The sequence below is a fragment of the Sphingomonas sp. GW821-FHT02B09 genome, from assembly GCF_059421875.1.
The window spans coordinates 462,163-488,159 of the sequence record NZ_JBWKVV010000003.1 but is presented as its reverse complement, the minus strand read 5'-3'; the positions used below and the strand labels follow the sequence as shown (position 1 = coordinate 488,159).

20 protein-coding genes, 1 tRNA gene and 1 other annotated feature are annotated in these 25,997 nt (G+C 68.5%); of the genes, 10 read left to right on the top strand and 11 right to left on the bottom strand.

Features of this window, described 5'->3' with window-relative positions; translation table 11 throughout:
- Positions 1–105: 105 nt before the first annotated feature.
- Positions 106–182, top strand: a tRNA-Met gene (locus tag AC07U4_RS16625).
- Positions 183–244: 62 nt separating this feature from the next.
- Here the strand turns inward: AC07U4_RS16625 and AC07U4_RS16620 are convergent.
- Entirely contained in the window at positions 245–1,534 is a 1,290-nt protein-coding gene (locus AC07U4_RS16620) for an SGNH/GDSL hydrolase family protein (protein WP_495196178.1), read from the bottom strand.
- A gap of 94 nt (positions 1,535–1,628) precedes the next feature.
- Here AC07U4_RS16620 and AC07U4_RS16615 point away from each other — a divergent pair, with 94 nt between their 5' ends.
- Entirely contained in the window at positions 1,629–4,082 is a 2,454-nt protein-coding gene (locus AC07U4_RS16615) for a glycosyl hydrolase 115 family protein (protein WP_495196177.1), read from the top strand.
- Positions 4,083–4,422: 340 nt separating this feature from the next.
- On the opposite strand, the gene AC07U4_RS16610 is transcribed toward AC07U4_RS16615, so the two are convergent.
- The 3 genes from AC07U4_RS16610 to AC07U4_RS16600 all read right to left on the bottom strand — a co-directional run bounded on the left by AC07U4_RS16610 (position 4,423) and on the right by AC07U4_RS16600 (position 9,448).
- Positions 4,423–5,565: an endo-1,4-beta-xylanase gene (locus tag AC07U4_RS16610; RefSeq protein WP_495196176.1), complete on the bottom strand. Its 1,143-nt coding sequence runs from the start codon at positions 5,563–5,565 to the stop codon at positions 4,423–4,425.
- Positions 5,566–5,692: 127 nt separating this feature from the next.
- Entirely contained in the window at positions 5,693–6,793 is a 1,101-nt protein-coding gene (locus AC07U4_RS16605; protein ID WP_495196175.1) for a Ca2+-dependent phosphoinositide-specific phospholipase C, read from the bottom strand.
- 3 nt (positions 6,794–6,796) lie between these two features.
- Complete coding sequence (locus AC07U4_RS16600; protein ID WP_495196174.1) at positions 6,797–9,448, bottom strand: TonB-dependent receptor; 2,652 nt, start codon at positions 9,446–9,448, stop codon at positions 6,797–6,799.
- Between the two features lie 309 nt (positions 9,449–9,757).
- Between AC07U4_RS16600 and AC07U4_RS16595 the strand changes: the two genes are divergently transcribed.
- Positions 9,758–10,726 carry a ferritin-like domain-containing protein gene (locus tag AC07U4_RS16595; protein ID WP_495196173.1) on the top strand — a complete coding sequence of 323 codons (969 nt, stop codon included), beginning with the start codon at positions 9,758–9,760 and terminating at the stop codon, positions 10,724–10,726.
- Positions 10,727–10,751: 25 nt separating this feature from the next.
- On the top strand, positions 10,752–11,759 hold the full coding sequence (locus tag AC07U4_RS16590; protein ID WP_495196172.1) for a ferritin-like domain-containing protein: 1,008 nt from the start codon (positions 10,752–10,754) through the stop codon (positions 11,757–11,759).
- Positions 11,760–11,768: 9 nt separating this feature from the next.
- On the opposite strand, the gene AC07U4_RS16585 is transcribed toward AC07U4_RS16590, so the two are convergent.
- The 5 genes from AC07U4_RS16585 to AC07U4_RS16565 all read right to left on the bottom strand — a co-directional run bounded on the left by AC07U4_RS16585 (position 11,769) and on the right by AC07U4_RS16565 (position 17,490).
- Entirely contained in the window at positions 11,769–13,247 is a 1,479-nt protein-coding gene (locus tag AC07U4_RS16585; RefSeq protein WP_495196191.1) for a SulP family inorganic anion transporter, read from the bottom strand.
- Between the two features lie 70 nt (positions 13,248–13,317).
- Positions 13,318–13,373 (bottom strand) — a sequence feature (sul1 is cis-regulatory element that is thought to sense ions involved in sulfur or methionine metabolism; They are found in Alphaproteobacteria).
- A 49-nt stretch (positions 13,374–13,422) separates the two neighbouring features.
- Entirely contained in the window at positions 13,423–15,105 is a 1,683-nt protein-coding gene (locus tag AC07U4_RS16580) for an alpha-L-fucosidase (RefSeq protein WP_495196171.1), read from the bottom strand.
- The gene (locus AC07U4_RS16575; RefSeq protein ID WP_495196170.1) at positions 15,102–15,899 is read right to left on the bottom strand and encodes an SGNH/GDSL hydrolase family protein; all 798 of its coding nucleotides are present in this window, start codon (positions 15,897–15,899) and stop codon (positions 15,102–15,104) included. Before AC07U4_RS16575 ends, AC07U4_RS16580 begins: the two co-directional genes overlap by 4 nt.
- Positions 15,899–16,699, bottom strand: coding sequence for a GDSL-type esterase/lipase family protein (locus AC07U4_RS16570; protein WP_495196169.1), 801 nt, complete (start codon positions 16,697–16,699; stop codon positions 15,899–15,901). The genes AC07U4_RS16575 and AC07U4_RS16570 overlap by 1 nt, the downstream gene beginning before the upstream one ends.
- Before the next feature lie 8 nt (positions 16,700–16,707).
- Positions 16,708–17,490, bottom strand: coding sequence for an IclR family transcriptional regulator (locus tag AC07U4_RS16565; RefSeq protein WP_038665148.1), 783 nt, complete (start codon positions 17,488–17,490; stop codon positions 16,708–16,710).
- A gap of 306 nt (positions 17,491–17,796) precedes the next feature.
- On the opposite strand from AC07U4_RS16565, the gene fucP reads away from it, so the two are divergent.
- From fucP to AC07U4_RS16535, 6 genes are all read left to right on the top strand, one after another.
- Positions 17,797–19,038 (top strand): L-fucose:H+ symporter permease, encoded by a 1,242-nt coding sequence (fucP, locus tag AC07U4_RS16560; RefSeq protein ID WP_249340710.1) that lies wholly within the window; start codon positions 17,797–17,799, stop codon positions 19,036–19,038.
- The gene (locus AC07U4_RS16555) at positions 19,035–20,321 is read left to right on the top strand and encodes an aldo/keto reductase (protein ID WP_495196168.1); all 1,287 of its coding nucleotides are present in this window, start codon (positions 19,035–19,037) and stop codon (positions 20,319–20,321) included. Before fucP ends, AC07U4_RS16555 begins: the two co-directional genes overlap by 4 nt.
- Positions 20,318–21,529 (top strand): UxaA family hydrolase, encoded by a 1,212-nt coding sequence (locus AC07U4_RS16550; RefSeq protein ID WP_495196167.1) that lies wholly within the window; start codon positions 20,318–20,320, stop codon positions 21,527–21,529. Before AC07U4_RS16555 ends, AC07U4_RS16550 begins: the two co-directional genes overlap by 4 nt.
- Positions 21,526–22,257 (top strand): SDR family oxidoreductase, encoded by a 732-nt coding sequence (locus AC07U4_RS16545; RefSeq protein WP_495196166.1) that lies wholly within the window; start codon positions 21,526–21,528, stop codon positions 22,255–22,257. Before AC07U4_RS16550 ends, AC07U4_RS16545 begins: the two co-directional genes overlap by 4 nt.
- 160 nt (positions 22,258–22,417) lie before the next feature.
- The gene (locus AC07U4_RS16540) at positions 22,418–22,783 is read left to right on the top strand and encodes a hypothetical protein (protein WP_038665156.1); all 366 of its coding nucleotides are present in this window, start codon (positions 22,418–22,420) and stop codon (positions 22,781–22,783) included.
- A gap of 96 nt (positions 22,784–22,879) precedes the next feature.
- The gene (locus tag AC07U4_RS16535) at positions 22,880–23,155 is read left to right on the top strand and encodes a DUF3297 family protein (RefSeq protein WP_137899334.1); all 276 of its coding nucleotides are present in this window, start codon (positions 22,880–22,882) and stop codon (positions 23,153–23,155) included.
- A 66-nt stretch (positions 23,156–23,221) separates the two neighbouring features.
- Here AC07U4_RS16535 and AC07U4_RS16530 read toward each other — a convergent pair whose 3' ends face one another.
- Both AC07U4_RS16530 and AC07U4_RS16525 read right to left on the bottom strand, forming a co-directional pair.
- Entirely contained in the window at positions 23,222–23,545 is a 324-nt protein-coding gene (locus AC07U4_RS16530; protein ID WP_495196165.1) for an ArsR/SmtB family transcription factor, read from the bottom strand.
- Positions 23,546–23,884: 339 nt separating this feature from the next.
- Positions 23,885–25,741, bottom strand: a complete 1,857-nt coding sequence (locus tag AC07U4_RS16525; RefSeq protein WP_495196164.1) for an ABC-F family ATP-binding cassette domain-containing protein — start codon at positions 25,739–25,741, stop codon at positions 23,885–23,887.
- Positions 25,742–25,997: the final 256 nt, after the last annotated feature.

Here is a 25,997-nt window from a genome sequence, read left to right as displayed (position 1 = left end):
CGAAGCAACACGCTCGGGGCAAAGAACCCATACACAATTCATCATCCGGTGACGGATGCCAACACCCCCGCCCAAACCGCGGGGGCGTTCGCGTCACAACCCTGTCGCGGGGTGGAGCAGCCCGGTAGCTCGTCAGGCTCATAACCTGAAGGTCACAGGTTCAAATCCTGTCCCCGCAACCAAATTCCACGATAGCCCCGGCCGATAAGCCGGGGCTTTCTGCATTTCGGGCACATTACGGTGGTCATCTCCGCCGATGGGTTCGTACGTCGCTCGCGCCGAACAGACGCAGCGGGACTGCTTCTGCCATCGCACGATAGCCCGCTTCGTTGGGATGAAGGTGATCGCCGCTGTCATAGGCCGGCAACAGCCGATCCGGATGCGCAGGGTCACGGATCGCCGCATCGAAGTCGATGACCGCGTCGAACACGGCCGACCGGCGGATCATCGCGTTGATCGCCTGCCGGGTGGCTTCGGTTTGTGCCGAGGCGTGGTAATAATCGTTGCCGACGAGCGGGGTTATTGTCGCGCCGATCAACCGGATGCCATGTGAGCGCGTGCGGGCGGCGAGTTCGTGGTGGGATGCGGTGATTTCGGCGATCAAGGCACGCTGCGTTGCGGCGTTTGCGGGGGCGTCGCGGGTCAGGACGCCGAGGTCGTTCACACCCTCCAGCACGATCGCATAGCGGACGTTAGGCCGCGCGATGACGTCACGATCGAAGCGCGCCATGAGGCTGGGACCGTTGCCGTCGAGCAGGATGCGGTTGCCGCCGATCCCGGCATTGACCACCGAGAGGCCCGCCGTCCCCGGGTTCGCAGCGAGGCGGCGGGCGAAGACGTCGGTCCAGCGCGCGTTGCCGTCGTCGCGGACGCCGCGGCCGTCGGTGATCGAATCACCGATCGCGACGATCGCGCCTGCCGTGCCGCCGCCGGCGACCTCGACGTCGGCGAGATCCCACCAGCCGCCAATCTTTTCAGGCGCCGCCAGCGTCGCGGCCGCACTCTGGTCGCCGCGCACGAGAAAGGTCGTCGCGCGCGCGCCGGGGTGGCCGGTATGACGCGTCACCGGCTTGGGCAGGAACAGGCTGATCGCCAGATCATCACCGGCCTGCGTCGCCAGCAGCACCGGATCCGAATAGATTTCCGCGCCAGCGGGGATGGTGGTCGCGGTGGCGCCGCTGAAGGTCATCGTGTGATTGCCGGTGACCTGCGGCTGACCCGGTACGCCCCGCGCCAGCCATGCCGCACCAATCCGCAGCGGGGTGTCGCCCATCACGTTGGAGAGGCGGACGCGGACCATCGTGCCGCCGGCGGAGAGATGGACGGTCTGGCGGATCGTCACCGGACCGAGCGCCGCGATCCGCTCGGCATCCGCCGCGGTGGCGAGCATCTGTGCCGACCCCCAGGCGGGGACCCAGCATAACGACGGCATTGCGCGCGCCGCGGGCCGCGGATGGAGCGACTGCGACGATCCGCCGGTTGCCAGTCCGGCCAGGACGATCGTTATCGTTGCAAAGCGCCACCGTTTCGTCATTCGCCGCTCCTGATCGCCATCCTCTTGTCCGAGGCTTCGTGTTAGCGTTATCACCAAGTGGCGTACCGCGACAACCGGCGGACGGGGAGAGGATATGCAGCTGCAGCGGATCATGATGGCGATGCTCGCCGCGGCCAGTCCGGCTGCGGCCGCCGCGGCGATACCGGATTGTGCAGCGCCAGTGACGGCGTGCATGCGCGCGGCACCGGGTGCGGTCGCGCTGCTCGCGCCGGGGCGGCCGACGCTGATCGCGGTCGATGCCGGCGAGGATGCTGGCGTGCGGCGCGCGGCGGATGACCTGGTCGGCGATCTCGTCGCGGTCGGTGGCGGCGCCGTGCGGCTGGTGGGCAAGGCGGACGCCGGCACCACGGTCATCGCCGGGACGCTCGGCAGCCCGCTGGTCGGAGCGCTGATCCGCGCCGGTAAGATCGACGTCCGCGGTCTCGACGGGCAATGGGAGGGCTATGTCGAGCAGGTGGTCGAGCGGCCGCTGCCGGGTGTCGATCGCGCGCTGGTGATCGTCGGTGCCGATCGGCGCGGCACGATCTTCGGCCTCTACGACATCAGCGCCAAGGCGGGCGTCAGCCCGTGGACTTGGTGGGCCGACGTGCCCGCGCAACGGCATCCGACGCTCTATCTCACCGCCGGCCGCGTCGCCGACCATCCGGTGGTGAAATATCGCGGCATCTTCATCAATGACGAGGAGCCGGCGTTCGGCGGCTGGGCGCGCGCGCGGTTCGGCGGGGTCAACCATTTCGCCTATGAGAAACTGTTCACGCTGCTGCTACGCGCCAAGGCCAATTTCCTGTGGCCGGCGATGTGGGGCAAGTCGCTGTGGCAGGACGATCCCGCCTCGGCGCCGCTCGCGCGCGAGATGGGCGTGATCCTCGGCACCTCGCATCACGAACCGATGGAGCGTGCCAATATCGAATGGCAGCGGCAGGGTGGCGGCCCATGGGATTATACCCGCAACGCCGAGCGGCTGCGCGCCTTCTGGCGGGCGGGGATCGCGCGGCGCGGCGTGTCGGAGGACCCGGTGACGATCGGCATGCGCGGCGACGGCGACGAGCCGATGACGCAGGGCACCGCGATCGGCCTGTTGCAGCGGATCATCGCCGACCAGCGCCGCACCATCGCCGAGGTGACCGGCAAGCCCGCCGCTGCCACGCCGCAGGTCTGGGCACTCTACAAGGAAGTGCAGGATTATTACGATCAGGGGATGCGCGTTCCCGACGACGTCACCCTGCTGTTTGCCGACGACAATTGGGGCAACATCCGCCGACTGCCGGTGCCGGGCGAACAGCGCGCGGGCGGGGCCGGCGTCTATTATCATTTCGATTACGTCGGCGGCCCGCGCAACTACAAATGGCTCGACACCAATGCGGTGCCGCGGGTCTGGCAGCAGATGGCGATGGCGCACCAGTTCGGCGCCGACCGACTGTGGATCGTCAACGTCGGCGATCTCAAGCCGATGGAATATGCGACCAGCTTCTTCCTGGCGATGGCGTGGGACCCCGATCGGATGACCGAGGCGGCGATGCAGGCCTATCCGGCGCGCTGGGCGGCGCAGCAATTCGGTGCGGCGCAGGGACCGGCGATCGGCGCGCTGATCGCCGAATACGGCCGGCTCGCCAGCCGCCGCAAGCCCGAGCTGATCGATGCCGATACCTATGCCGGGACCGCGGGTGGCTGGGCGCGCGTGCTCGGCGAATGGACTGCGCTGGCGGCGCGCGCGGGGCGGCTGGCTGCGGCGATCCCGACGGAGCGGCGCGATGCCTATGACGAACTGGTGCTGCACCGGATCGATGCGATGACCAACCTGCATCGGCTTTACGCCGCGGTCGCCGCCAATCGCCGTGCGGCGCAGGCCGGCGATGCCGCGGCGACGGCGCGCTGGGCGACGGCGGCGCGCGGCTATTTCGCCGAGGATGCCGCGCTGCGCCGCCGCTACGAATGCCTGGCCGGCGGCAAATGGCCGGAGATGATGGCGCAGACGCATATCGGCTATACCGGCTGGCAGCAGCCCGACGTGGACGTGATGCCGGCGCTGGCGACGGTGGCGGCGCCGCTGCCGGTGCCTGCGATGGCCACGCCGCCGCTGCGGAGCATCGCCGCGGATGCGGGCCGGGCGATCGACGGCGCCGGCGTCCGCTGGCAGCGGGTGGCGGGCTTCACCGCCGCGGGCGCGGCGATGATCGCGACGCCGGCGACCGCGCCGGCGATCGAGCGGCCGGGCGGGGCCGGGCCGCAGCTCGCTTATGCGATCGACCTGCCGGCGGGGGCACGCCGCTTCGACGTGGTCGCCGCGCCGGGGCTCGACGTGCGCGGCACCGGGCGTCATCGGGTGGCACTCTCGCTGGACGGCGGAGCGCCGGTGATCGTCGACCTGCTCGCCGACGAAACCGAGGCGCGCTGGGGCAAGGCGGTCGCCGACAATCGCCGCGTCGCCGGCGCGACGCTGCCGGTGACGCGTGCGGGGCGGCACGTGCTGCATGTCTGGCTGGTCGACCCGCAAGTGGTGATCGAGGGGATCGAGGTGGCGGGCTAGCAGGGGGCGAGATTGACGATCCGGTCCGTCGACGCTTCGGCCTGTTTGTCAGCCCGGCTTTGACTCGGGGGGCCGCTTTCCTGATCGGCCTTTGTCGAGAACGTAGCGAGACCTTGGATCAAGTCGAGACCTTGGCAAGACTACCCCAGTGCTCCTGTGAAAGCAGGAGCCCAGGATCCAAATCGGTACAAGACGTTGCTTTGCTTGGCCCTAGGCTCCTGCTTTCGCAGGAGCACTGTGTCGTTCGCACCGGCGATGAGGACACTTGCAAGGGATGAATCCAAGGCCGAGTAACGGCCGGAGGTGTCGCGTTGCGGCGCCGATCGGTGCGGGCGCGGGGTCACCGCATCGGTGCGGCCGCCAGTGCCGCGGCGATCGCGGCGCGCATCGGTTTGGGGTGGAGTGCGACGTCATAGGGGGTCGGGCGGCGCTTGACGCCGTCGGGGCGCGGTTCGAAGCCTTCGATCCAGCTGTGCGCGTCGCTCAAGCCCCAGCACAGCACGTCGCGCAGCTTGGGATAGGACAAAGTGATGTCGAGATAGGCGCGGGTGAAGTCCGCGACCGCGCGGTCGCGCGAGGGAATTGCGGCGGGCAGATGGTTGTCGCGGACGTCGAGTTCGGTGATCAGCAGGCCATAGCCCATCGCCGTCACCGCATCGAGGAAGCGTCGCCAGTCGCCCTCCAGCCGCGCGACCGCGGCGCCGGTATCGATCCCCTGGGTGACGAGGTGCGACTGGACGCCGAGCGCGTCGACCGGCACGCCCCGCCGCCGGAAGCCTTCGAGCAGGCGCAGCACCCCGTCGCGATGCGCGGCGTTGCCCGGCTCCCAGCTCATATAATCGTTGTAGACGAGCTGCGCCTGCGGCGCCGCCGACCGCGCGGTGTGGAAGGCGAGATCGAGCGTCGCCTCCGGGCCGCCCAGCGCCTTCGACAGGCTGGTGTCGTAGAGCTTGCCGTCTTCCGGCCGCACCGCTTCGTTGACGACGTCGTAGCTGGCGATGCGCCGGCCGTAGCGGTCGACGACGGTGCGGATATGGGTGGTCAGCAGCGCTTCGGCGGCGGCATGCGGCTGCGCGCCGAAATCGTAATCGTTGAGCCAGCGCGGAAACCATTTCGGCTGGTGCCACAGCAGATTGTGGCCGCGCACCGCGAGATGCTCGCGTTCGGCCCAGGCCATGATCGCGTCGAAATGCGCGAAGGCGAAGGTGGTCGGCGTCGGGCGGAGATGCTGCCACTTCATCTCGTTCTCGGCGACGATCAGGCCGCATTGCGCCGCGATCAGCCGCGCATAGGCTGGATCGGCGACGGGCACGCCGTCGCGGCCGCCCGCCTGCCACGGCACCGCCGTGCCGAAGCGCAGCCCGCGCCGCGCCGCAATGCCCTGCAGACTGGCGGGGGCCGCGGCGGCGGCGAGCGGCGCGGCGGCGGCGACCGCCGCGGTCGCGACGGCACCGGCGAGCAGCTCGCGGCGTGACGGGGGCATAAGCAATCCTCTCGATCGTTGTTAGCGCGATCATTCGCGCTGGCGGTGCTTTGGTCAAGTCACCGTGGCGCAGAGGAAAATCGTGTTTTGCCCGTATCTTGCGGCGCGGATTGGGGCGGCGGGCGGATCAGGGGGCGAGGCGGCAGGCGGCGATGCGTACCGGGTTGCAGCGGGCCATCGCACCACCGGGCAAGGTGACGCGGAAGGCGAGGTGGGCGGGATCGGGCGCGCCGGGGTAATAATCGGTGCTCACCGCCTGCGCGCCGCTCGCCGCGGCGGCGGCGGCCTTGCGGAGGTCGTGCGCGCGCGCCTCGACGGTGTTGGCGTCGGTGCGGGTGCGGACGATCAGCCCCTGCGCGACCCAATGGCGGATCGCGGCGCCATCGACCAGCGGGTCCTGCACGATCTCGATTGCCGCCTCGGGCTGATCGTCGCGATACCAGCCGAACATCGCGCGGCCGGCGAGCGAGGGGTGGCCGGCGCGATAGACGGCGGACACCGCGTCGCGGACGTCGAGCAGCACGTAGACGCGACCGCGCGCCGATTCGAGCGACGGCCAGCCGCGGGTGGTGACCGCGGCGTGCAGCGTGGCGGCGGTCCCGCGCACCTCGTCGGGCGTGATCAGCCGCTTGCCGGGCAATGCGGCGCGGATCTCGGCGTCGAGCGCGTCGAGCAGCCCGGCATCGTCGAGCGGCAGCGGCGGGCTGATCCGCGAATCCCTGCCCGGCGTGTCGGCGGCGTTGATCGTGACCATGATCGGCAGGTGGCGCGGATGCGCGCGCGACCAGACGTCGATCTCGCCGAGGCAGCGGCGCAGCGTCACGCAGGTCGAGAGATAGTCGACGTCGGGGATGTGGAAGACCTTGAAGCCCGGGCGCAGCATCGCCGGCCGGTCGAAGCCGGTCGCCTCACCTGCGGCGCGGGCGGTGCCCTCGCCCTTGGGATCGGCGTAGCGGCCGCCCGCCGGATCGGCGAAGACGTCGATCTCGAGCTGGCGCACGCCAGCGTCGAGTTGGCGGGCGAGCGGCAGGTGGTAATAATCGAGCGCTGCGGCGAGCTTCGGGTCGGCGGCGCGCAGCCGGGCCATCACCGCCGCCGGGATGCGCGCCTTGAAGCTGTTGTGCGAGCCGACGACCTGAATGTCGTTCACCGCCTGCGGCGGCGGTGCGGCGGCGCTGCCGGACGCGGCGAGCGCCAGCAACGGCAAAGCGAGGGTACGGAGCCGCATCGATCAGAACTCCGCACGCGCGCCGAACAGGATCGTCCGGCCGTAATAATTGATCTCGCCGAAGCGCAGCGTGTCGTCATTGTAGGTATAGGCGCGGGCACCGGCGAGGTTGATGCCCTCGACGCTGAACATCAGCTGCGGGGTGACGCGCAGCGACAGATTGCCGTCGAGCGAGCCGAACGGCGCGGTGAAGGTCGGTGCCTGGCTGGTGCTGCCGGTGCCCGACAGATATTTGTCGCGCCAGACGTAGGACAGGCGGGCGGACACCGGGCCGTAATCGTAGAAGCCGACGAGATTGTAGCTCTGCTTCGACAGGCCGAGCATCTCGTTGCGCAACACGCGATTGCCGGCGGTGTAGTTCGCCTCCACCGACGTGTGCGTATAGGACGCCTGGACGCCGAGGCCGTCGAGCGGCTTCGGCAGGAAGGTGAAAACCTGATTATAGGCGGCCTCGAAGCCGTAGACCTTCGCCTTGCCGCCGTTGACCGAGGTGCTGAGCAGCACGGTGCCGCGGTTGGGAATGTCGATATTGACGTTCTGCGCCGTGATATAGTCGTCGAGGTTCTTGTAGAAGAGGGCGCCGGTGAGCGCGCCGCGACGGTTGAAATACCATTCGAGCGAGCCGTCGAACTGGGTCGCGAGGAACGGGTTGAGCTGCGGGTTGCCGCCGCTCGCGGTCGCCGCGTCGGTCGAGACGGTGATGCGCGGTGCGGAATCGGTGATGTTGGGGCGGGTCAGCACGCGGCTCGCGGCGAGGCGGGCGACGAGCTTCGGCGTCAGCTCGGCACGCAGGTTGAAGCTCGGCAGTATGTTGTCGAACGTCTTGGGATAGCTGACCGCCTGGGGGGTGCTGCCAGTAGTCAGGGTGCCGCTCGCGACCTGATCGGTGTGAACGTAGCGCGCGCCGATATTGCCGGTCACCTCGACCGCGCCGAGCATCACGCCGTAATCGGCGCGGACATAAGCGGCGGCGATCTTCTCGCTGGTGACGAACGACGACCGCCGGTCCGCCGGGGTCAGCGCCGCATTGGCGATCGCCGGAGTGAACAGCGCGTCGTAATAGGCCTTGGTGACGGGCACCAGCCAGGTACGCGGGCTGTTGCCGGTAACGCCGGCGAGGAAGTCGTCATAGGGCAGTTGCTGATAGGCGCCCGAGCCGAGCACCGACAGCGGCTGGCCCTTGACCGTGTCGATCAGATAGTCGCGACGGCGATAATCGCGCTTGCGCCAGTGATATTCGCCGCCCGCCGCGATCTTGCGGAGCAGTCCATCGCCGACGTCATAGCCGAGGTCGGCGCGGCCATAGGCGTCCCAATCCTTGCTGTTCTTGGGCGCGATGTTGAAGGTGGTGACGGCATAGTTCGCCGGATTGGTCAGGTCGCGCGTCGTGGTGAGCGTCGGCAGCACCTTGTAGCCGCCCGAGGCGTCATAGGTCAGCGGCGCGATGAACTGCGCGCGGCTGCGCACCGTGCCCTCGGCATTGCTCGGGTGGTAGCTGTGCGCGGTCGACCAGCTGCCGTCGGCCGAGGCGTGCCAGCGACCCTGGTCGAAGCTCTGGCGCAGCGCGACGGTGAGCAGGTCGTGGCGGTTGAGGCTGTATTCGCGCGACGCCATGAAGCGCGCGTTGTTGATCGTCGCGCCGACCACGGTGTTGCCGCTGATCTTGGTCGAGCCGGGAACGATGGCGGCCAGGTTTTTCTTATCGCCGGAATCGTCGGGATAGATGTCGATGCCGAATTCGTCATAGGCGACGTCGAGCCGCGTCGCGATCACGTCGAGCGTGGTGCGCAGTTCCGGCGTCGGCTGCCATTGCGCGGAGACGATGCCCGACAGGCGTTTGCGATCCTCCGTCTCGATCGTCGGGCGCGTGCGCGTCGGCGTGTACAGGCCGCTCGCACTGCCGAGCAGATTGGTGTTCCAGCCGAAGTTCATGAAGCGGTCGTTGCGGACCTGCTTGCCCCAATATTGCGCGCCGGCGAGGATGCCGACCGTCTCGTCCGGGCTGCGGTAGCTGGTCAGCAGCGTGGCATTGGGCTCGACGCGGTGCGTCTGCGCGGTGAAGGTGTAGCGCGAATTCAGCGTCGTGCGCGTGCCGATATCGAGCGGGTGGAAAGTCTTGACGTCGATATTGCCGCCGAGCGCGCCCTCGTTCATGTCCGGCGTCGGCGTCTTGACGACGTCGATGCTCGAGACGAACTCGGCGGGCAGCATCTCGAAGCGGAACTGGCGGCCGTTGGCGCCGCCGTTCTCGATCAGGTCGTTGAGCGCGACGGTGCGGCCGTTGACCAGGGTGTTCTGGAACTGCGGACCGAGGCCGCGAACGCTGACGTACAGCCCCTCGCCGCGTGGCCGGGTGATCGCGACACCGGGCACCACCTGCAACGCCTCGGCGACGTTCTGCGCCGGGAATTTGCCGATGTCGGTCGAGGCGATCGAATCGAGGCCGTAGGCGGCCTTGCGTTTGGTCTCGGTGGCGGCGGCGATGCTGCGCGCATAGCTGCCGGTGACGACGATCTCGCCGTCCTGCTCCGAATCGCCCGTCGGCGCGTCGGTGGTGCTGGCCGGATTGGTCTGTGCGAGCGCGGCCGGCGTGGCGAGCAGCGCCGCGAGCGTGAGCGGCAGCGTGGCGCCGATCAGGCGCGAAGTACGAAGCATGTGTAGTCCCCCTGGCGTTATGCCGTTCGCCACGCCGCTAGGTGGCTAAGGTTACAGGCCAAAGTAATACCAATTTCATTTTGATGACGGAGGCGGCTTTGGGTACTTCGCTGCGCCGCACAATTATCGTGATTAAAATATAGTCCGAGACAGACATAATTCTTGAGCTTGCGCTCGACATCGCAACAACGGCGGCTGGCGTATTGATCGACATCTATACGACCAAACAGTTTGGGGCCGATGCGATAATGCTGGAACGGAACCGGCGATTGAATGTTGCTGCTCTCAACACAAAGGGGAGTTCTCAGCGTGAGTCACGATGTCAGTCCGATCGACGCGCTTGCGGCGCATGCCGAACAGCGCAAGGACCGAAGGGCCTTTTTCAAGGCGGCAGTAGGGGCGGCGGCCGTCGGGGCCGGCGCCTTTTTGGTAAGCAATCCCGCGCAGGCGCAGACCCTGACCGATGCGGACATTCTCAACTTCGCGTTGAACCTCGAATATCTCGAGGCGAACTTCTATTCTTATGCCGTCTACGGTCGTGGCATCCCGGCGACGTCGATCACCGGCGTCGGTACGCCGGTCGCGGCGACGGGCGGCAAGCAGGTCATTTTCCAGGATTCGCTGCTCGCTGAAATGGCACGCGAAATCGCCGAAGACGAACTCGCCCACGTCAATTTCCTGCGCACGGCGTTGGGATCCGCCGCGGTCGCCCAGCCCGCGATCGACATCGGCGTTTCGGCGACCAGCGCGTTCAGCGTCGCGGCACAGGCGGCGACGCTCGTCCCGGCCGGCGGCGTCTTCGATCCCTATGCGTCGGATCTCGCCTTCCTCTATGGCGCGTTCCTGTTCGAGGACGTCGGCGTCACCGCCTATAAGGGCGCCTCGTCGCTGCTGACCAACAAGACCTATCTCGATGCCGCGGCGGGCATCCTCGCCGCCGAAGCCTATCACGCCAGCATGATCCGCACGACGATCGATCAACTCGGCGGCAACGTCGGGCTGAAGGCTTCGACGATCCGCGGTGACACCGAACTTGTCTCGACCGCGCGCGACAGCCTCGACGGTACCAGCGACCTCGATCAGGGCATCGCCTATGTCAGCTCGGGCGCCGGTCCGACCTCGAACATCGCGCCGACCGACGGCAACGGCATCGCTTTCGGTCGTACGACCGGGCAGGTCCTCAACATCGTCTACCTGAACAAGGCTCAGGTCACCGCCGGCGGTTTCTTCCCGTCCGGTGTCAACGGCACCATCCGCAGCAGCGCCAACAACGCCTGAGCCTCGGGTTCAAAGGGGATATCCTATGATCGATCGTGAAACGCTTCTCGAAGTGTTCGACATCGCCGACCGCCGGCGGAACGAACGCCGCCGCTTCATCAAGATGGCGGGTACCGCCGTCGCCGCGACGGCCGGTGCGTCGCTGCTCGCCGCCTGCGACAATGACGACGACAAATCGGTGCCGTTTACACCGGCCCCGTCGCCGACGCCCACCGCCGCGCTGCCCGCCGGCGACGTCGACGTGCTGAACTTCGCGCTGAACCTCGAATATCTCGAGGCCAGTTACTACACGTTCGCCGCCTTCGGCAGCGGCCTCACCGCAGGCTTGCAGACCGGCACCGGTACGCAGGGCGCGGTCACCGGCGGTGCGCAGGTGCCGTTCCGTGACGCTTCAGTCGCGGCCTATGCGCGAGAAATCGCTTCGGATGAAAACCTCCACGTCACCTTCCTGCGTCAGCAGCTCGGTTCGTCGGCGGTGGCGATGCCCGCGATCAACATCGATGGCGGCGCCAATGGCGCATTCACCGCCGCGGCGCGCGCCGCCGGCGTGGTCGGCGCGACGGGGACGTTCAATCCCTATGCGTCGGACGAGAACTGGCTGCTCGGCGGCATGCTGCTGTCCGACGTCGGCGTCACCGCCTATAAGGGATCGGCGTCGCTGATCTCGAACAAGGTCATTCTCGACGCGGCGGCCGGCATCCTTGCGGTGGAGGCCTATCATTCGGGCCTGCTGCGCACGTTGCTGTACCGCAAGGGGCTCGCGATGCCGGCGCTGCGCACCAACGCAGACCTGATCTCCAATGCCCGCGACACCGTCGACAACGGCTTCGACGACGATCAGGGGATCAGCCCGACGACGATCAACGGCGGCGCGGCATCGAACATCGTGCCTGCGGACAGCAACGGCATCGTATTCGGCCGGACGGCGGGCGACGTGCTCAACGTCGCCTACCTCAACGCCGGTGCGGTAAGCAGCGGCGGCTTCTTCCCGGCCGGCGTCAACGGCAACATCAAGACCTCGACCGCCGCATAACGGCAGGGGTCAGGTCGCCGGCACGCGCATCGCCTGCGCGTGCCGGTCGACCAGCACCGCGCTCGCCGCGTTGAGGCCGACCACCTCTACGGCGATGCCGTGGCGGCGCATTCTGGTCACCACCTCTTCGAGCGCACCGACCGCAGTCACGTCCCACAGATGCGCCTGCGTCAGGTCGATGCGGACGTGCCGGGCGGTATCCGCCAGATCGAACCGGTCGGCGAAGATCTCGGCACTGGCGAAGAAGATCTGCCCCGTGACGCCATAGTCGCGCGTGTCCGTCGCCGCGTCATAGGCGACCGTCACCTGCATCAGCCGAGTGACCTTGAAGGCGAAGAAGACGCCGCTCAGCAGCACGCCGACCGCCACCCCCGCCGACAGGTCGTGCGTCGTCACGGTCACCGCGACGGTGGCGAGCATCACCGCGCCCGACGTCTTGGGATGGCGGACGAGGTCGCGCAGCGATCCCCAGGAGAAGGTGCTGATCGACACCATGATCATGATCGCGACCAGCGCCGCGACCGGCACCTGCGCGACCCAGGGGCGCAGCGGCACCATGACGACGAGCAGGAACACGCCGGCGACCAGCGTCGACAGCCGGCCGCGCCCGCCATAGCGGACGTTGCCGACGGTCTGGCCGACCATGCCGCAGCCGGCGATGCCGCCGAACAGTCCGGCGGCGATATTGGCGAGGCCGAGCCCGCTGCACTCGCGCGCCTTGGAGCTGGTCGTCTCGGTGAGGTCGTCGACGACGCTGGCGGTCATCATCGATTCGAGCAGGCCGACCGCGGCCATCGCCAGCGCGTAGGGCGCGACGATCGTCAGCGTCTGCCAGTCGAGGGGCACCGACGGCCAGCCGAAATGCGGCAGCGAGGCGGGCAGGCGGCCGAGGTCCGCGATCGTGCGCAGCGGCATCGGCAGCGCGATGCTGATCGCGGTCAGCACGACGATGCAGATCAACGGCGACGGGATGACGTTGGTCACGCGCGGCGCCAGATAGATGATCGCGAGGCCGAGGCCGATCATCGCATAGGTGTGCCAGTCGACGCCGATCATCTGCGGCAACTGCGCCGAGAAGATCAGGATCGCCAGCGCGTTGACGAAACCGGTGCGTACCGAGCGCGAGACGAAGCGCATCAGCACGTCGAGCTTCAGGAGCCCGAACGCGACCTGGAACAGGCCGGCAAGCAGGGTCGCGGCGAGGAGATAGTGGAGGCCGTGCGCGTGGACGAGCGCGGCGGCGACGAGCGCGACCGAGCCGGCGGCACCCGAGATCATCGCGGGGCGGCCACCGGCGATCGCGATGACGATGCCGATGACGAAGGAGGCGAACAGGCCGACTTCGGGATCGATGCCGGCGACGAAGGAGAAAGCGATGACCTCCGGGATCAGCGCGAAGGTGCCGACCATGCCGGCGAGCACGTCGCGGCGCGCGCCGGCGGCGCTCGAAAACCATTCGGCGCGGTAACGGGACAGGGAAAGACTAATCATGACGTAGAAATCCGCATGACCGCTCCGGCGCCGCCGGCGGCGACGCGTCAATGTTCGGGAGCGGTTGCGTTGTCCGGCGGATCGGCGGCCGGAATAGCCACCCGGAATTGCACCGGGTCCAGGCGAATGCCGGCCGCCTAGACCGATCCGTGCTGCAGCGCAATAGGCGGACTCAGTCGACCAGGCCGGGTCCTTCGACGATCAGCGCCAGCCCGATGGCGTGGCGTGCGGCGGCGGGCAATCGTACCTCCAGCGCTTCGCCGGTGCGGGTGAAGGGCAGCGGTGCGCCGTTGCCGGGCAACGACACGCGGCGCACCTCGCCGCGGCCGACCGGATTGTCGCGTCCGAGCAGGGTCAGCCGCGCGACGCCGTCCGCGGGCCAGCCGAGCACCAGCGCGTGCAGCGCCTTGCCGCGGGTGACGTAGCGGATGTCGCGCGCGGTATAACCGGTGTCGCGGCCGCCCTCCGAGAAGCTGCCCGCGCCGGCGCCGCCCGGCCCCTCGCCGTGGATGCGCCACGGGCGGGTGGCATAGATCGCCGCGCCGTTGATCCGCATCCATGCACCGATCTCCCCGACGATCTGGCGTTCGCGCGCATCGATCGTGCCGTCGCCCTTGATGGGCACGCTGAGCATCATGTTGCCGTTCTTGGACACGACGTCGCACAATGTGTGCAGCACCTTGGCGGGGGTTTTGTAGAGGTTCTCGCGCTCATATTGCGCGCCGTAGAACCAATTGCCGAGGCAGGTCTCGGTCTGCCACGGATAGGGGTCGATGAAGCTCTTCTGGCCGCGCTCGACGACGTCGACGAGGCCCATGCGACGTTGCGGCGGCGTCTCCTTGGCGGTGACGACGCCCTCCAGCCGGCCGCCGTGGCGCGCCATGTTGCGGTTGTAGAAATAGGCGGCGATGTCGAGCCCGGCCTGTTGCAGCGGCAGATCGTGATTGTCGAAATAGAGCATGTCGGGCTCGTATCTGTCGATCAGCTCGCGGCAGCGCAGGGTCCAGCGGCGGACATAGTCGGGATCGGGCGGCACGCCCTCGTTCCACAATCCGTCGGTGGCGGCGTGCCACGCACCGGCTTCGGCGAGCGAACCGATGCCGTCGGGCATCGCCATCGACGCGCCCGTGTAGAGCTGTTGCGGGTCGAGCCCGTCCCACCATGCGCCGCGGCCCTGCGCGCGGGTCAGCGTCGCGGCGTCGTAGCGCTGGCCGCGACGCGGGCCGACGGGATCGTAGCCATAGGCGGGCTGGTTCCAGTGCCAGGCGTGGGCGCTGTGATTGGAGACGGCGAAGCGCAGCCCGCGCTCACGCGCAAGCTTCGCCCAGATGCCGACGATGTCCTTCTTCGGCCCAATGCGGGTCGAGTTCCACGGCTGGTGCGTCGAGGCGAAACAGTCGAGATTGTCGTGATGGTTGGCGAGCGCCATGAAATAGCGCGCGCCCGCGCCCTTGTAGAGGTCGAGCAGCTCGGCCGGGTCCCAATGTTCGGCGCGCCACTGGTTCTGGATCTGCATGAAGCCGGTGTCGGCGGGGTGGCCGTAGGTCTTCAGATGATGGTCGTAGGTGGGGTGGCCCTGAAGGTACATGTTGCGCGCGTACCAATCGTCACCGATGCCGGGGACCGAGGGCGCCGCCCAATGCGCCCAGATGCCGAACTTGGCGTCGCGGAACCAGTCGGGCGCGGAATAGCCGGCGGCGAGCGACTCCCAGTCGGCGGTGAAGCGTGGCGGCGGCGCGACCTTGGCCGGGCGCAGCGCCGCGTGCGGCGGCGTTGCGGCGGTTATGGCCGGTGCCGCCTGGGCGAGGCCGAGTGCGGCGCTGCCGGCGAGGAAGCCGCGGCGATCGACGCTCATCGACCGCCCCCCAGCGTCTTGGCGACCGCGGCGAGCGCGAGCGGACGCATCACCGCATAGCCCGCCGGGGTCGGATGGACGCCGTCGCTGGCGAGGCCGGGCTTCATGCCGCCCTCCGCCGTGGTCAGCGCGGCGTGATAGTCGACGTAGGTGTAGCCATGCGCCCTGGCATAGCCGCGCAGCCAGCGGTTGAAGGCGAGGATCTGCGGCGCCGGGCGCTTCTCCGGACTCCACGGAAAGGCGGCGGCGGGCGGGATCGAGGCGAGGATCACCTTGATGCCGTGCGCGTGCGCCAACTCCGCCATCGTCTCGATATTGCCCTGCACCGTCTCCACCGTCGCAGCGCCGGTGTTGCCGGCGATGTCGTTGGTGCCGGCCATGATGTGCACCGCCTTGGGGCGGAGCGCGATCACGTCCTGGCGGAAGCGCAGCAGCATCTGCGGCGTGGTCTGGCCGCTGATGCCGCGATCGACGAGGCCGTGCGTGAACAGCGACGGATCTGCGCCGATCCAATTGTCGGTGATCGAATCGCCCATGAAGACGACGCGCGCCGGCTCGGTCAGCGCGGCATTCTGTGCGCGATAGCGGCAGAGCTGGCCGTGGTCGCGCGTCAGCATATGGAGGTTCCACATCTGCCAGCCCTGGCCGTCGGCGGGTTTGGGGTGGGCGGGACAGGGATCGGCGACGATGCCGACGGGGTCGCCGGCATAGGGATCGCCGGGCACGTTGGTCTGCGCCGAGACGGCGGAGGCCGTCAGGCACAGGCCGGCGGCGAGAAGCTTGGGATAGCGCATCAGGGGGTCCTCTTCGTCTTGCTGGCCACCGCCGCCGCGATTGCGGCGCGGGCGACCGGCGCCATGCGGGCGTAGCCGGCGGCGAGCGGATGGATGCCGTCGACGGTATAGTCTCGGCGCATCAGCCCCTTGTCGTCGGCGAGCGCGGTTTCGTAATCGGCGAAGGCATAGCCGCGCCGCTTGCAGAAGCCGCGCAGCCATTGGTTGAGCGCGTGCAATTCGGCGGGCTTGCGCTCGCGCACCACGTCGCGCGCGGCGGGGGTGTAATCGTTGACCGGCAGCAGCGCGCCGAACACTACCGCAATACCGTGGCGGTCGGCGATGTCGGCCATCGCCTGCCAATGGTCCTCAATCTGCTCGGGGGTCTCGCGTTGCAGCACGCCCTGCACGTCGTTGACGCCGGCGAGGATCACCACTGCCGCGGGTCGCAGGGCGACGACGTCGGGCAGGAAGCGCAGCAGCAATTGCGCGGTCACCTGCCCGCCGATGCCGCGATTGACATAGGGCTGGCCGGGGAAGCCGGCGGCGAGATCCCAGCGGTCGGTTATGGAGTCGCCGAGGAAGACGACGCGCTGCTCACCGGCGCGCGGCGGTGGCAGCGCCGCATTGGCGGGCGCGTAGAGATAGCGTTCGCCAAAATCCTCCATCAGCACCGGCACCAGTCGCGCGCGATAGGGGCCGAGCCACGGACCCCAATCCTTCTCGACTGCGGTGCGACGTGGCGGCGCGCTCTGATAGTCGCGCCCCTGCGCGCCGCTGGCGAGCAGCAGCGCCGCCAGCGCGAACGGGATGGCCGCCATCCGGCGGTTCATGCGGTCTCGGCCGTGCCGGCGAGATCGCCGAGCGCTGGATCGAGCGCCGCGGCAATGGTCGCGGCGGCGGCGCGCAGCACGTCCTGCGTCTGCGCGATCGGTACCAGGCTGCCGGGGCCGTCGACGAACGGCACGGTGAGCGCGGCGCGGGCGGCGCCGAACGACAGGATCGGGACGGACAGATCGGTGATGCCGTTGAGCAGCGGGCTCGGCGACGTGCCGCCGCCTGCGGCGAGGATCGCGGCGAGCTGGGTGGCGAGCGCGGCGTCGTCGATCGTGTCACCGGTCGCGCGGACCTCGTCGAGCATCGCCGCACGCGTGTCCTCGGGCTGGAAGGCGAGCAGGATGCGGCCCGAGGCGGAGCGGTGGAGCGGCCGGCGATAGCCGACGCGCACCGCGAAGCCGGAGAGGCCCGGCGCCTCGACCCCGGCGATCGCCACCATCTCCGCGCCCGAGACGACGACGAGGTGGCAGCTCTGCCCGGTTTGGCGGGCCAGCGTGCGCATCACCGGCAGCGCGGTGGAGACGAGATCGCGCACCGGCGGCTGTCCCATGCTGAGCGCGAAGAGCCGGTTGGTGAGCCGATAGCCGTCGTCGCCACGCGCGATGTAGCGATGCGCCTCGAGCACCTGCAGCATCCGGAAGATCTCGCTGACCGAGCGGCCGAGCGCGGTCGAGACGTCCGACATGGTGAGCGGCACGCTCGATGCGGCGAGCAGCTCGAGGATTTCGAGCCCCTTGGTCAATGCGGGCGCCTGATAGCGCACTTTGGTCGTCATATGCCCTCCCCCCGGGTCGTCGTTCTTACGTTGCGGCTTGCCGCCGTTCTTCCGTCTACCCGTCACCCCGTTCCCGGGGCCACCGGGCCACCGGGCCACCGGGCCACCGGGAGGTGACGGAGCAATTGGGCGACGACGTGTCCCTCGTCCCGTCGCTGCGCCATCCCACCTCGTAAGTGCGCAGCGTGGCAAGGAAAATCCGCAGATGAAAGTGATTTTTACATTTCATATCGCGGCGGGAGGGCATAGACCCTCGGTCAAATCCCGCGAACCGCGACCGTTCGTGGAGAGAGTGGGAGAGGTTTAATGAACCCGAGCGTCGCCGTACAGGACGATGATGGCGCAATGCCCGCCGGTCGCGGCGCGCTGCTGCTGACGATCGGCCTGTTCTTCCTGTGGGGCATGGCCAACAATCTCAACGACATCCTGATCGCACATTTCCGTGCGGTGTTCACGTTGAGCGATCTGCAATCGGGCCTCGTCCAGTCGGCCTTCTACCTCGGCTATTTCTGCTTCGCGATTCCCGGTGCGATCGTGATGCAGCGGTTCGGCTACAAGACCGCGGTGGTGCAGGGGCTTGTGCTGTTCGGCATCGGTGCCTTGCTGTTCTGGCCGGCGTCGCTGATGCTGAGCTACGGCTTCTTCCTGCTCGCGCTGTTCGTCATCGCCAGCGGCCTCGCCTTCCTCGAAACCGCGGCCAATCCGATGGTCGCCGCGCTCGGCAGCGCGGAGACCGCGGAGCGGCGGCTCAACCTCGCGCAGGCATTCAATCCGTTGGGTTCGATCGCCGGCGTGACGCTCGGCGCGACCTTCATCCTCGCCGACGAGCGCGCGGGCGACGTCGCCGCCGCCTCTGCGGTGCGGCTGCCGTATCTCGTCATCGCCTTGCTCGTCTTCGCCTGGGCGGCGGTGATCGTCGTCACGCGCTTTCCCGCGGTCGCGACGCGGCCCAGCGAACCGGAGGCACGCACGCCCGGCGCCTATCGCAAATTGCTGGCGTCGCCGCGCTATCTCGCCGGGGTGGGCACGCAATTCCTCTACGTCGGCGCGCAGGTCGGGGTGTGGAGTTTCCTCATCCGCTATGTCGCGGTCGAGCTGCCGTCGCTCGGCACGCAGCGCGCGGCGTGGCTGCTGACGCTGTCGCTGGCGTTGTTCATGGCCGGACGGTTCGTCGGCGCGGCGCTGATGGCGCGTATCTCGGGCGCGCGGTTGATGCTGATCTTCGCAGCCGTCGATGCATTGCTGTGCGCGGTTGCCGCATTCGTCGGCGGGCCGGTCGGCGTGGCGGCGCTGGTGCTGTCGAGCGCGCTGATGTCGATCATGTATCCGACGATCTTCGTGCTGACGCTGCGCGGGCTCGGACCGCTCACCAAGCCGGGGGCATCGCTGCTGGTGATGGCGATCATCGGCGGCGCGGTGCTGACCGCGGTGATGGGCTATGTCTCCGACATCGGGTCGATCCGCTTCGCGATGCTGGTGCCCGCCGCCTGTTTTGTCGGCGTCGCGCTGTTCGCGCGACTGCATCGCGGCACGGCGGTGACGGCGTGAGCGTGGCCGCGCTGCCGCGTTTCGGCATGGGAACCGCGGCGATCGGTAATCTCTATCGCGTCGTCGGCGATGACGAGGCGATGGCGACGGTCGCCGCGGCGCTCGCGGCCGGGATCGCCTATTTCGACACCGCGCCGCATTATGGCTTCGGCCTTGCCGAGCGGCGGCTGGGGGCGGCGCTCGCCGCGCACGACCCGGCGGGGCGGGCGCTGGTCTCGACCAAGGTCGGGCGGCTGCTGGTACCGACCGAGGCGCAGGGCACCCGGCACGGCTTCGTCGATGCCGATCCGTTCGAGCCGGCGTTCGATTACGGTGCGGACGGCATCCGTGCGTCGTTCGCGGCGAGCCTCGCGCGGCTGCAACGCGAGCGCGTCGACCTGTTGTTCGCGCACGATCTCGGCCGGATGACGCATGGCGACGATCATCCCCGCCATCTCGCCGCCTTCCTCGACGGCGGGCATGCGGCGATGGTTGGCTTGAAGGAGGCCGGCGCGGTCGGGGGAATCGGCATCGGCGTCAACGAGATCGCGGTGTGCGACGAATTGCTCGACCACGTCGATCTCGACGTCATCCTGCTCGCCGGACGCTATACGCTGCTCGACCGCAGCGCGGCGCGGCTGCTCGATCGCTGCGCCGAGCGCGGCGTGCGGGTGATCGTCGGCGGCCCGTACAATAGCGGTATCCTCGCCGCCGACCCGGCCGAGGCCGATCCGCAGCGGCTGCATTACGATTATGCGGCGCCCGACGCGGCGATCGTCGCGCGGACCCGGGCGCTGGCCGCCGCCTGTGCGCAGGCGGGGGTGGCGCTGCCCACCGCGGCGTTGCATTTCCCGCTGCGCCACCCGGCGGTCGCCTGCGTCGTCGCCGGGCTGGTCGGCGAGGATCAGGTCGCGGCGATGGTGGCGCGGATCGCGACGCCGGTGCCCGCCGCCGCCTGGCCGCTCCTCGATCCCCTCCCGCAACCGGAGCCGACGTCTACCGTGACCAACCAGTTGATCCTGCTCCACCCCGACGACAACGTCCTGATCTGCGTCGCGCCGATCGCGGCGGGCGACGTGCTGCCGATCGGCGGCGGCACCGTGCCGGCGCGCGAGGGCATCACCGTCGGCCACAAGATCGCGCGGCATCGCCTCGCGCTGGGCGACAAGGTCATCAAATATGGCGCGCCGATCGGGTCGATGACCGCGGCGGCCGATACCGGCGATTGGGTCCATATGCACAATATGAAAAGCGACTATATCGCCAGCCACACGCGCGCGACGATGACCGAGGCACGGGCATGATCCGCGGCTATGCGCGCGCCGACGGCCGCAAGGGCATCCGCAACACCGTCGCGGTCGCCTATCTTGTCGAATGCGCGCATCACGTCGCGCGGCGGATCGTCGACAAGGCGGACGATCCCGACGTCCATCTGATCGGCTTTCCCGGATGCTATCCCAATGCCTATGCCGCCAAGGTGATGGAGGCGGTGGCGACGCATCCCAACGTCGGCGGTCTGGTGATCGTCTCGCTCGGCTGCGAGAGCTTCGACCGCGAGCGGTTGCAGGCGCTGGTCGCGGCGAGCGGACGCCCGGCCGAGCTGCTCGTCATCCAGCAGACGGGCGGCACCGCCGCGACGATCGCCGCCGGCCTCGCCGCGGTGGCGCGCGTGCAGGCCGAAATTACCGGCGTGGAGCGCGTGGCGATGGGGATCGACGAATTGGTCGTCGGAACGATCTGCGGCGGCTCTGACGGCACCAGCGGCATCACCGCCAATCCGGCGGTCGGCCGCGCCTTCGATACGCTCGTCGGCGCCGGCGCGACCTGCATCTTCGAGGAGACGGGCGAACTCGTCGGCTGCGAGGGGATCATGGCCGATCGCGCGATCACCCCCGAACTGGGCGAGGAATTGATCGCCAGCGTCGCCAAGGCCGAACGTTACTATACGATCATGGGCTTCGGCAGCTTCGCCCCCGGCAATGCCGAGGGCGGACTGTCGACGCAGGAAGAGAAATCGATGGGGGCCTATTCCAAATCGGGCTCCTCGCCGATCAGCGGCATCATCAAGCCCGGCGACGTGCCGCCGGCGGGCGGGCTCTACCTGCTCGACGTGGTGCCCGACGGCGAGCCGCGCTTCGGCTTCCCCAACATCTCCGACAATGCCGAGATCGTCGAGATGATCGCGTCGGGCTGTCACCTGACGATCTTCACCACCGGGCGCGGCTCCGTGGTGGGATCGGCGATCGCGCCGGTGATCAAGGTGTGCGCCAATCCCGAGACCGCGCGGCGCCTCGCCGCCGACATGGACATCAACGCCGGCCGTATCCTGGAAGGCTCGGCGACGCTGGACGAGGTGGGCGCCGAGATCGTCGATGCGGTGCTTGCCGTCGCGGGCGGGCAGCGCAGCGTCTCCGAAGAGCTGGGCCATCGCGAATTCATCCTCACCTACAAGGCTTTCGACCCGATCGGCCCGGCCTGCCTGCCGATCGCCCAACGCAGGACTGCAGCATGAGTAAACGACTGGACGGCAAGGTGGCTTTGGTCACCGCAGCGGCGCGCGGCATCGGCCGTGCGACGGCGGAGCGATTCGCCGCCGAGGGGGCGCGGGTGATCGCCACCGACCGCGACCTCGACGCGCTCGACGGGATCGTCGGTTGCGAGACGCGCGCGCTCGACGTCACCGACGGCGCGGCGGTGACCGCGCTGGCGGCGGAGATCGGGCGGATCGACGTGCTCGCCAACGTCGCCGGCATCGTCCACGCCGGCACGATCCTCGACTGCAGCGAGGCGGAATGGGATCAGGCGATCGCGATCAACATGACCGCGATGTACCGCACCGTCCGCGCCTTCCTGCCGGTGATGCTGACGGGCGGCGGCGGCGCGATCGTCAACGTCTCGTCGATCGCCAGCTCGGTGAAGGGCATTCCCAACCGCTTCGCTTATGGCGCGACCAAGGCGGGCGTCATCGGCCTGACCAAGGCGGTCGCCGCCGATTTCGTCGGCCAGGGCATCCGCTGCAACGCGATCTGCCCCGGCACGATCGACACGCCGTCGTTGCAGCAGCGGCTGCACGACACCGGCGATTATGCGGCGGCGCAGGCGGCGTTCATCGCACGCCAGCCGATGGGGCGGCTCGGCCGGGCCGAGGAGATCGCCGCGCTGGCCTTGTATCTGGCGAGCGACGAGGCGGCGTTCACCACCGGCGCGGTGCATGTCATCGACGGCGGCTGGGTGAACTGAGCGGCGGACCGTCCTCGATCGGCATGGCGGCTAAACCGCGGATGAACGCCGCATTCCGGCTCGGTTCAGCCCGACTCGCCTAAACGACATGCAACACGCTCGCCGCTCTGTGCGTTTGGACCAGATACTCCGAGCGTCGTGTTAGAGGAGGTTCGACGTGATGAATGCGATGTTGAAGAAAGCAGGTCTGGGGATCGCGCTTGCCGCGACCGCGCTGACGGCGGCCGCGCCGGCGGATGCGCAGCGTTGGGGCGGCTATCGCCATTACCACCGCGGCAACGGCGGCAGCGTCGCGGCGGGTGCGTTGCTCGGCGGCATCGTCGGGCTCGGCATCGGTGCGGCGGTCGCGGGCAGCAACCGCGATCGCTATTATGACCGCGGCTATTATTACGATGCGCCGCCGCCGCCGCCGCGGGTGGTTTATCGGGACGAATATTACGCGCCGCCGCCCCCGCCGCCGCGCGTGGTGGTCCGCGAGCGCTATTATGATTACGGCCCGCGCTACGGATATGGCTACGGCTACTGACGCTTGCGGCAGTTTCGTCGGGAAGGCGGCGCGGACATCCTTGTCCGCGCCGCTTTTTCGTAGCGGGGCCGGGGCGATGCCGCTAAGCGCGGCGCCATGACCGATACGCCCCCCGATCGCCTGTCGACCGATCCGTCGAGCCCCTATTTCGACCAGGCCGCGCTGGAGCGCGGCATCGGCATCCGCTTCAAGGGCGCCGAGCGCCGCGACGTCGAGGAATATGACCGCCCCGCCGGCTGGATCCGCGTCGCCTTGGGCAAGAAGGTCGACCGCCACGGCCGTCCGCTGACGCTGAAGCTGTCGGGCGAGGTCGAGGCATGGTTCGAGCGGCCGGCCGCGGATGCCGCGGGTGAGGACGACGTCGAGGGCTGAGCGTCGCCTCAGGACATGCGGACGGCGCGGGGGGCGACTCCCGCGCCTTTTTCTTGCCCGGGATCGTCAGCCCGCGGCGGGCGGGGGGCGGAGCGCCGCCCAATCGCCGGCGATGGCGTCCAGCGTGCGACGCGCGGCGTCGAGCGCACCGGGCTTGCTCCGGTAATGGGTCTCACGGCCGAGCCGTTCGACGGTGATCAGACCGGCGTCTTCGAGCACGCGCAGATGCTTGGTGACCGCCTGGCGCGTCATGCCGGCATTGGTGGACAGCCGTGCGATCGAGCGGCCGGGGCCGCTGCGCAGGATGATGAGCAGCGACAGCCGCGTCGGGTCGGATAGCGCCGCGAACAGACGGGCGGCCTGCACCGGCTTCGGCATGGAAGAAGACATCGGCAACCTTTCGGCTGCGCCTGGTGCAACCGGGAAGTTGCTTATGATTGGAAGGATTTAAGTGCAACCGCGATGTTGCTGGAGGCAAACGGTGCGGCCGACCCCAGATCGGAGATGACGGGTAGCATGCGTAGCCTGCGTTGTCACGGAGGCGCCGTCATTCGTCCGTCATGCCGAACTTGATCCGGCATTCCGCTTTTCGTCACCGTTCAGACAGAAGCGGGACCCCGGCGCAAGGCCGGGGTGACGGGAGGATAGCGGACGCCTGACACGCCGCTCATGCTTCGCGCGTTCGATGCCGTCGTGACCGTCCTGCACCCTGACGAAGCAGGCTCTCCGTTAAGCCGTCTCCAGCGCCTCGGTCGCTTCGAGCCACGTCGCTTCCGCCGCCTCGATCTGTGCCTGCACGTCGGCGCGGCGCTTCATCAACTCGCCCATCGCCAGCTTGGCGTAGCGCGGCTCGGCGGTCTTGGGATCGAACATCGCGCGGTCGATCGCGTTGCGGTCGGTGGTGAGCTTGGCGATCTCCGCCTCGCAATCGCGGATCGTCTTGCGGCGCGCCTTGTCGGCGTCGCGGTCGATCGGCTTGCCCTTCTCCTTCTTCGCCCCCGATTTGCCCTTGGCCTCGGGTTGTTTGTCGCCCGCCAATACGAAGGCGATGTAATCGTCGAGGCTGCCGTCGAACTCCTTCGCGGTGCCGCCGTCGACCAGCACCAGCCGGTCGGCGGTCATCTCGAGCATGTGGCGATCGTGGCTGACCAGCACGACCGCGCCGGTGTAGGAATTGAGCGCCTGGATCAGCGCCTCGCGCGCGTCGACGTCGAGGTGGTTGGTCGGCTCGTCCAAAATCAGCATGTGCGGCGCGTCGCGGGTGATGAGCGCCAGCGCGAGCCGCGCCTTCTCGCCGCCCGACATCTTGCCGACCTTGCCGACCGCCTTGTCGCCTGAGAAGCCGAAGCGGCCGAGCTGCGCGCGCACCGCGGCGGGGCTGGCGCCGCGCATGATGCGGGTCATATGTTCGAGCGGGGTGTCGTCGGCGTCGAGTTCCTCCACCTGGTACTGGGTGAAATAGCCGACCTTCATTTTACCGGAAGCGTTCATCTCGCCGTCCATCGGCGCGAGCTGCGCGGCGAGCAGGCGGGCGAGCGTGGTCTTGCCGTTGCCGTTGCGGCCGAGCAGGGCGACGCGGTCGTCGGGATCGAGCCGCATATTGAGCCGCTTGAGGATCGGCGTTTCGGCATAGCCGACGCTCGCCATGTCGAGCGTGATGAGCGGCGGGCGCAATTCGCTGGGATCGGGGAAGTCGAACGACAGCGACGGATCATTGGCGAGCTCGGCGATCGGCTGCATCTTGGCGAGCATCTTCTGCCGGCTCTGCGCCTGTTTGGCGGTCGAGGCGCGCGCCGAATTGCGCGCGACGTAATCCTGCAGCTTGGCGCGCTGCGCGTCCTGATTGGCCTTGGCGGCGGCGAGCTGCGCCATCCGCTCGGCGCGCTGGCGCTCGAAACTGTCGTAGCCGCCGGCGTAGAGCGTGATCTTGCCGTTCTGGAGGTGGAGGATGTTGTCCACCACGTTGTTGAGGAAGTCACGCTCGTGGCTGACGACGACGATCGTCGCCTTGTAGTTGACGAGGAAATCCTCGAGCCACATCACCGCCTCGAGATCGAGATGGTTGGAGGGCTCGTCGAGCAGCAGCAGGTCGGGCTGCGAGAAGAGCAGGGCGGCGAGCGCGACGCGCATCTTCCAGCCGCCCGAGAAACTGTCGAGCGGGCGCTGCTGCATGTCCTCGTCGAAGCCGAGGCCCAGCAGGATCTGCGCGGCGCGCATCGGCGCGGTATAGGCGTCGATCGCGATGAGGCGCTCGTAGACGTCGCCGAGTCGTTCAGGGTCCTCGCTCGTCTCCGATTCGATCATCAGCGCGGCGCGCTCCTTGTCGGCGGCGAGCACCGTCTCGAACGGCGTCGCGGTGCCCGAGGGCGCCTCCTGCGCGATATAGCCGAGGCGCGCGCCTTTCGGCATGTCGGCCGAGCCGTCGTCGGGTTCGAGCATGCCGGCGATGACGCGGACGAGCGTCGACTTGCCGGCGCCGTTGCGGCCGATCAGCCCGATCCGCCCGCCGGGCGGCAGTGCCGCGGTCGCGCCGTCGAGGATCGTGCGGCCGCCGAGGCGCACGGTGATGCCGTTGAGGTTGAGCATAGGCGCGCCTGTAGCAGATGTTGCGGTGCAGCTAAAGCGGGTCGCTGTTCCAGAAGGTTTGGTTCGCGCGAAGACGCGAAGACGCGAAGGAGAAGCAGCATTTTGCAGAGGCGCAATCGCGCCCTGTCAGCCTTGTCGGCCGCCATCCCCGCTTGCCCTGAGCTTGTCTAAGGGCCTGAGTCTCACCTGCCCTTCGACAGGCTCAGGGCGAACGGCTTTTTTCTGGGGGTACGGTAACCGGCTATGACTTCGCGTG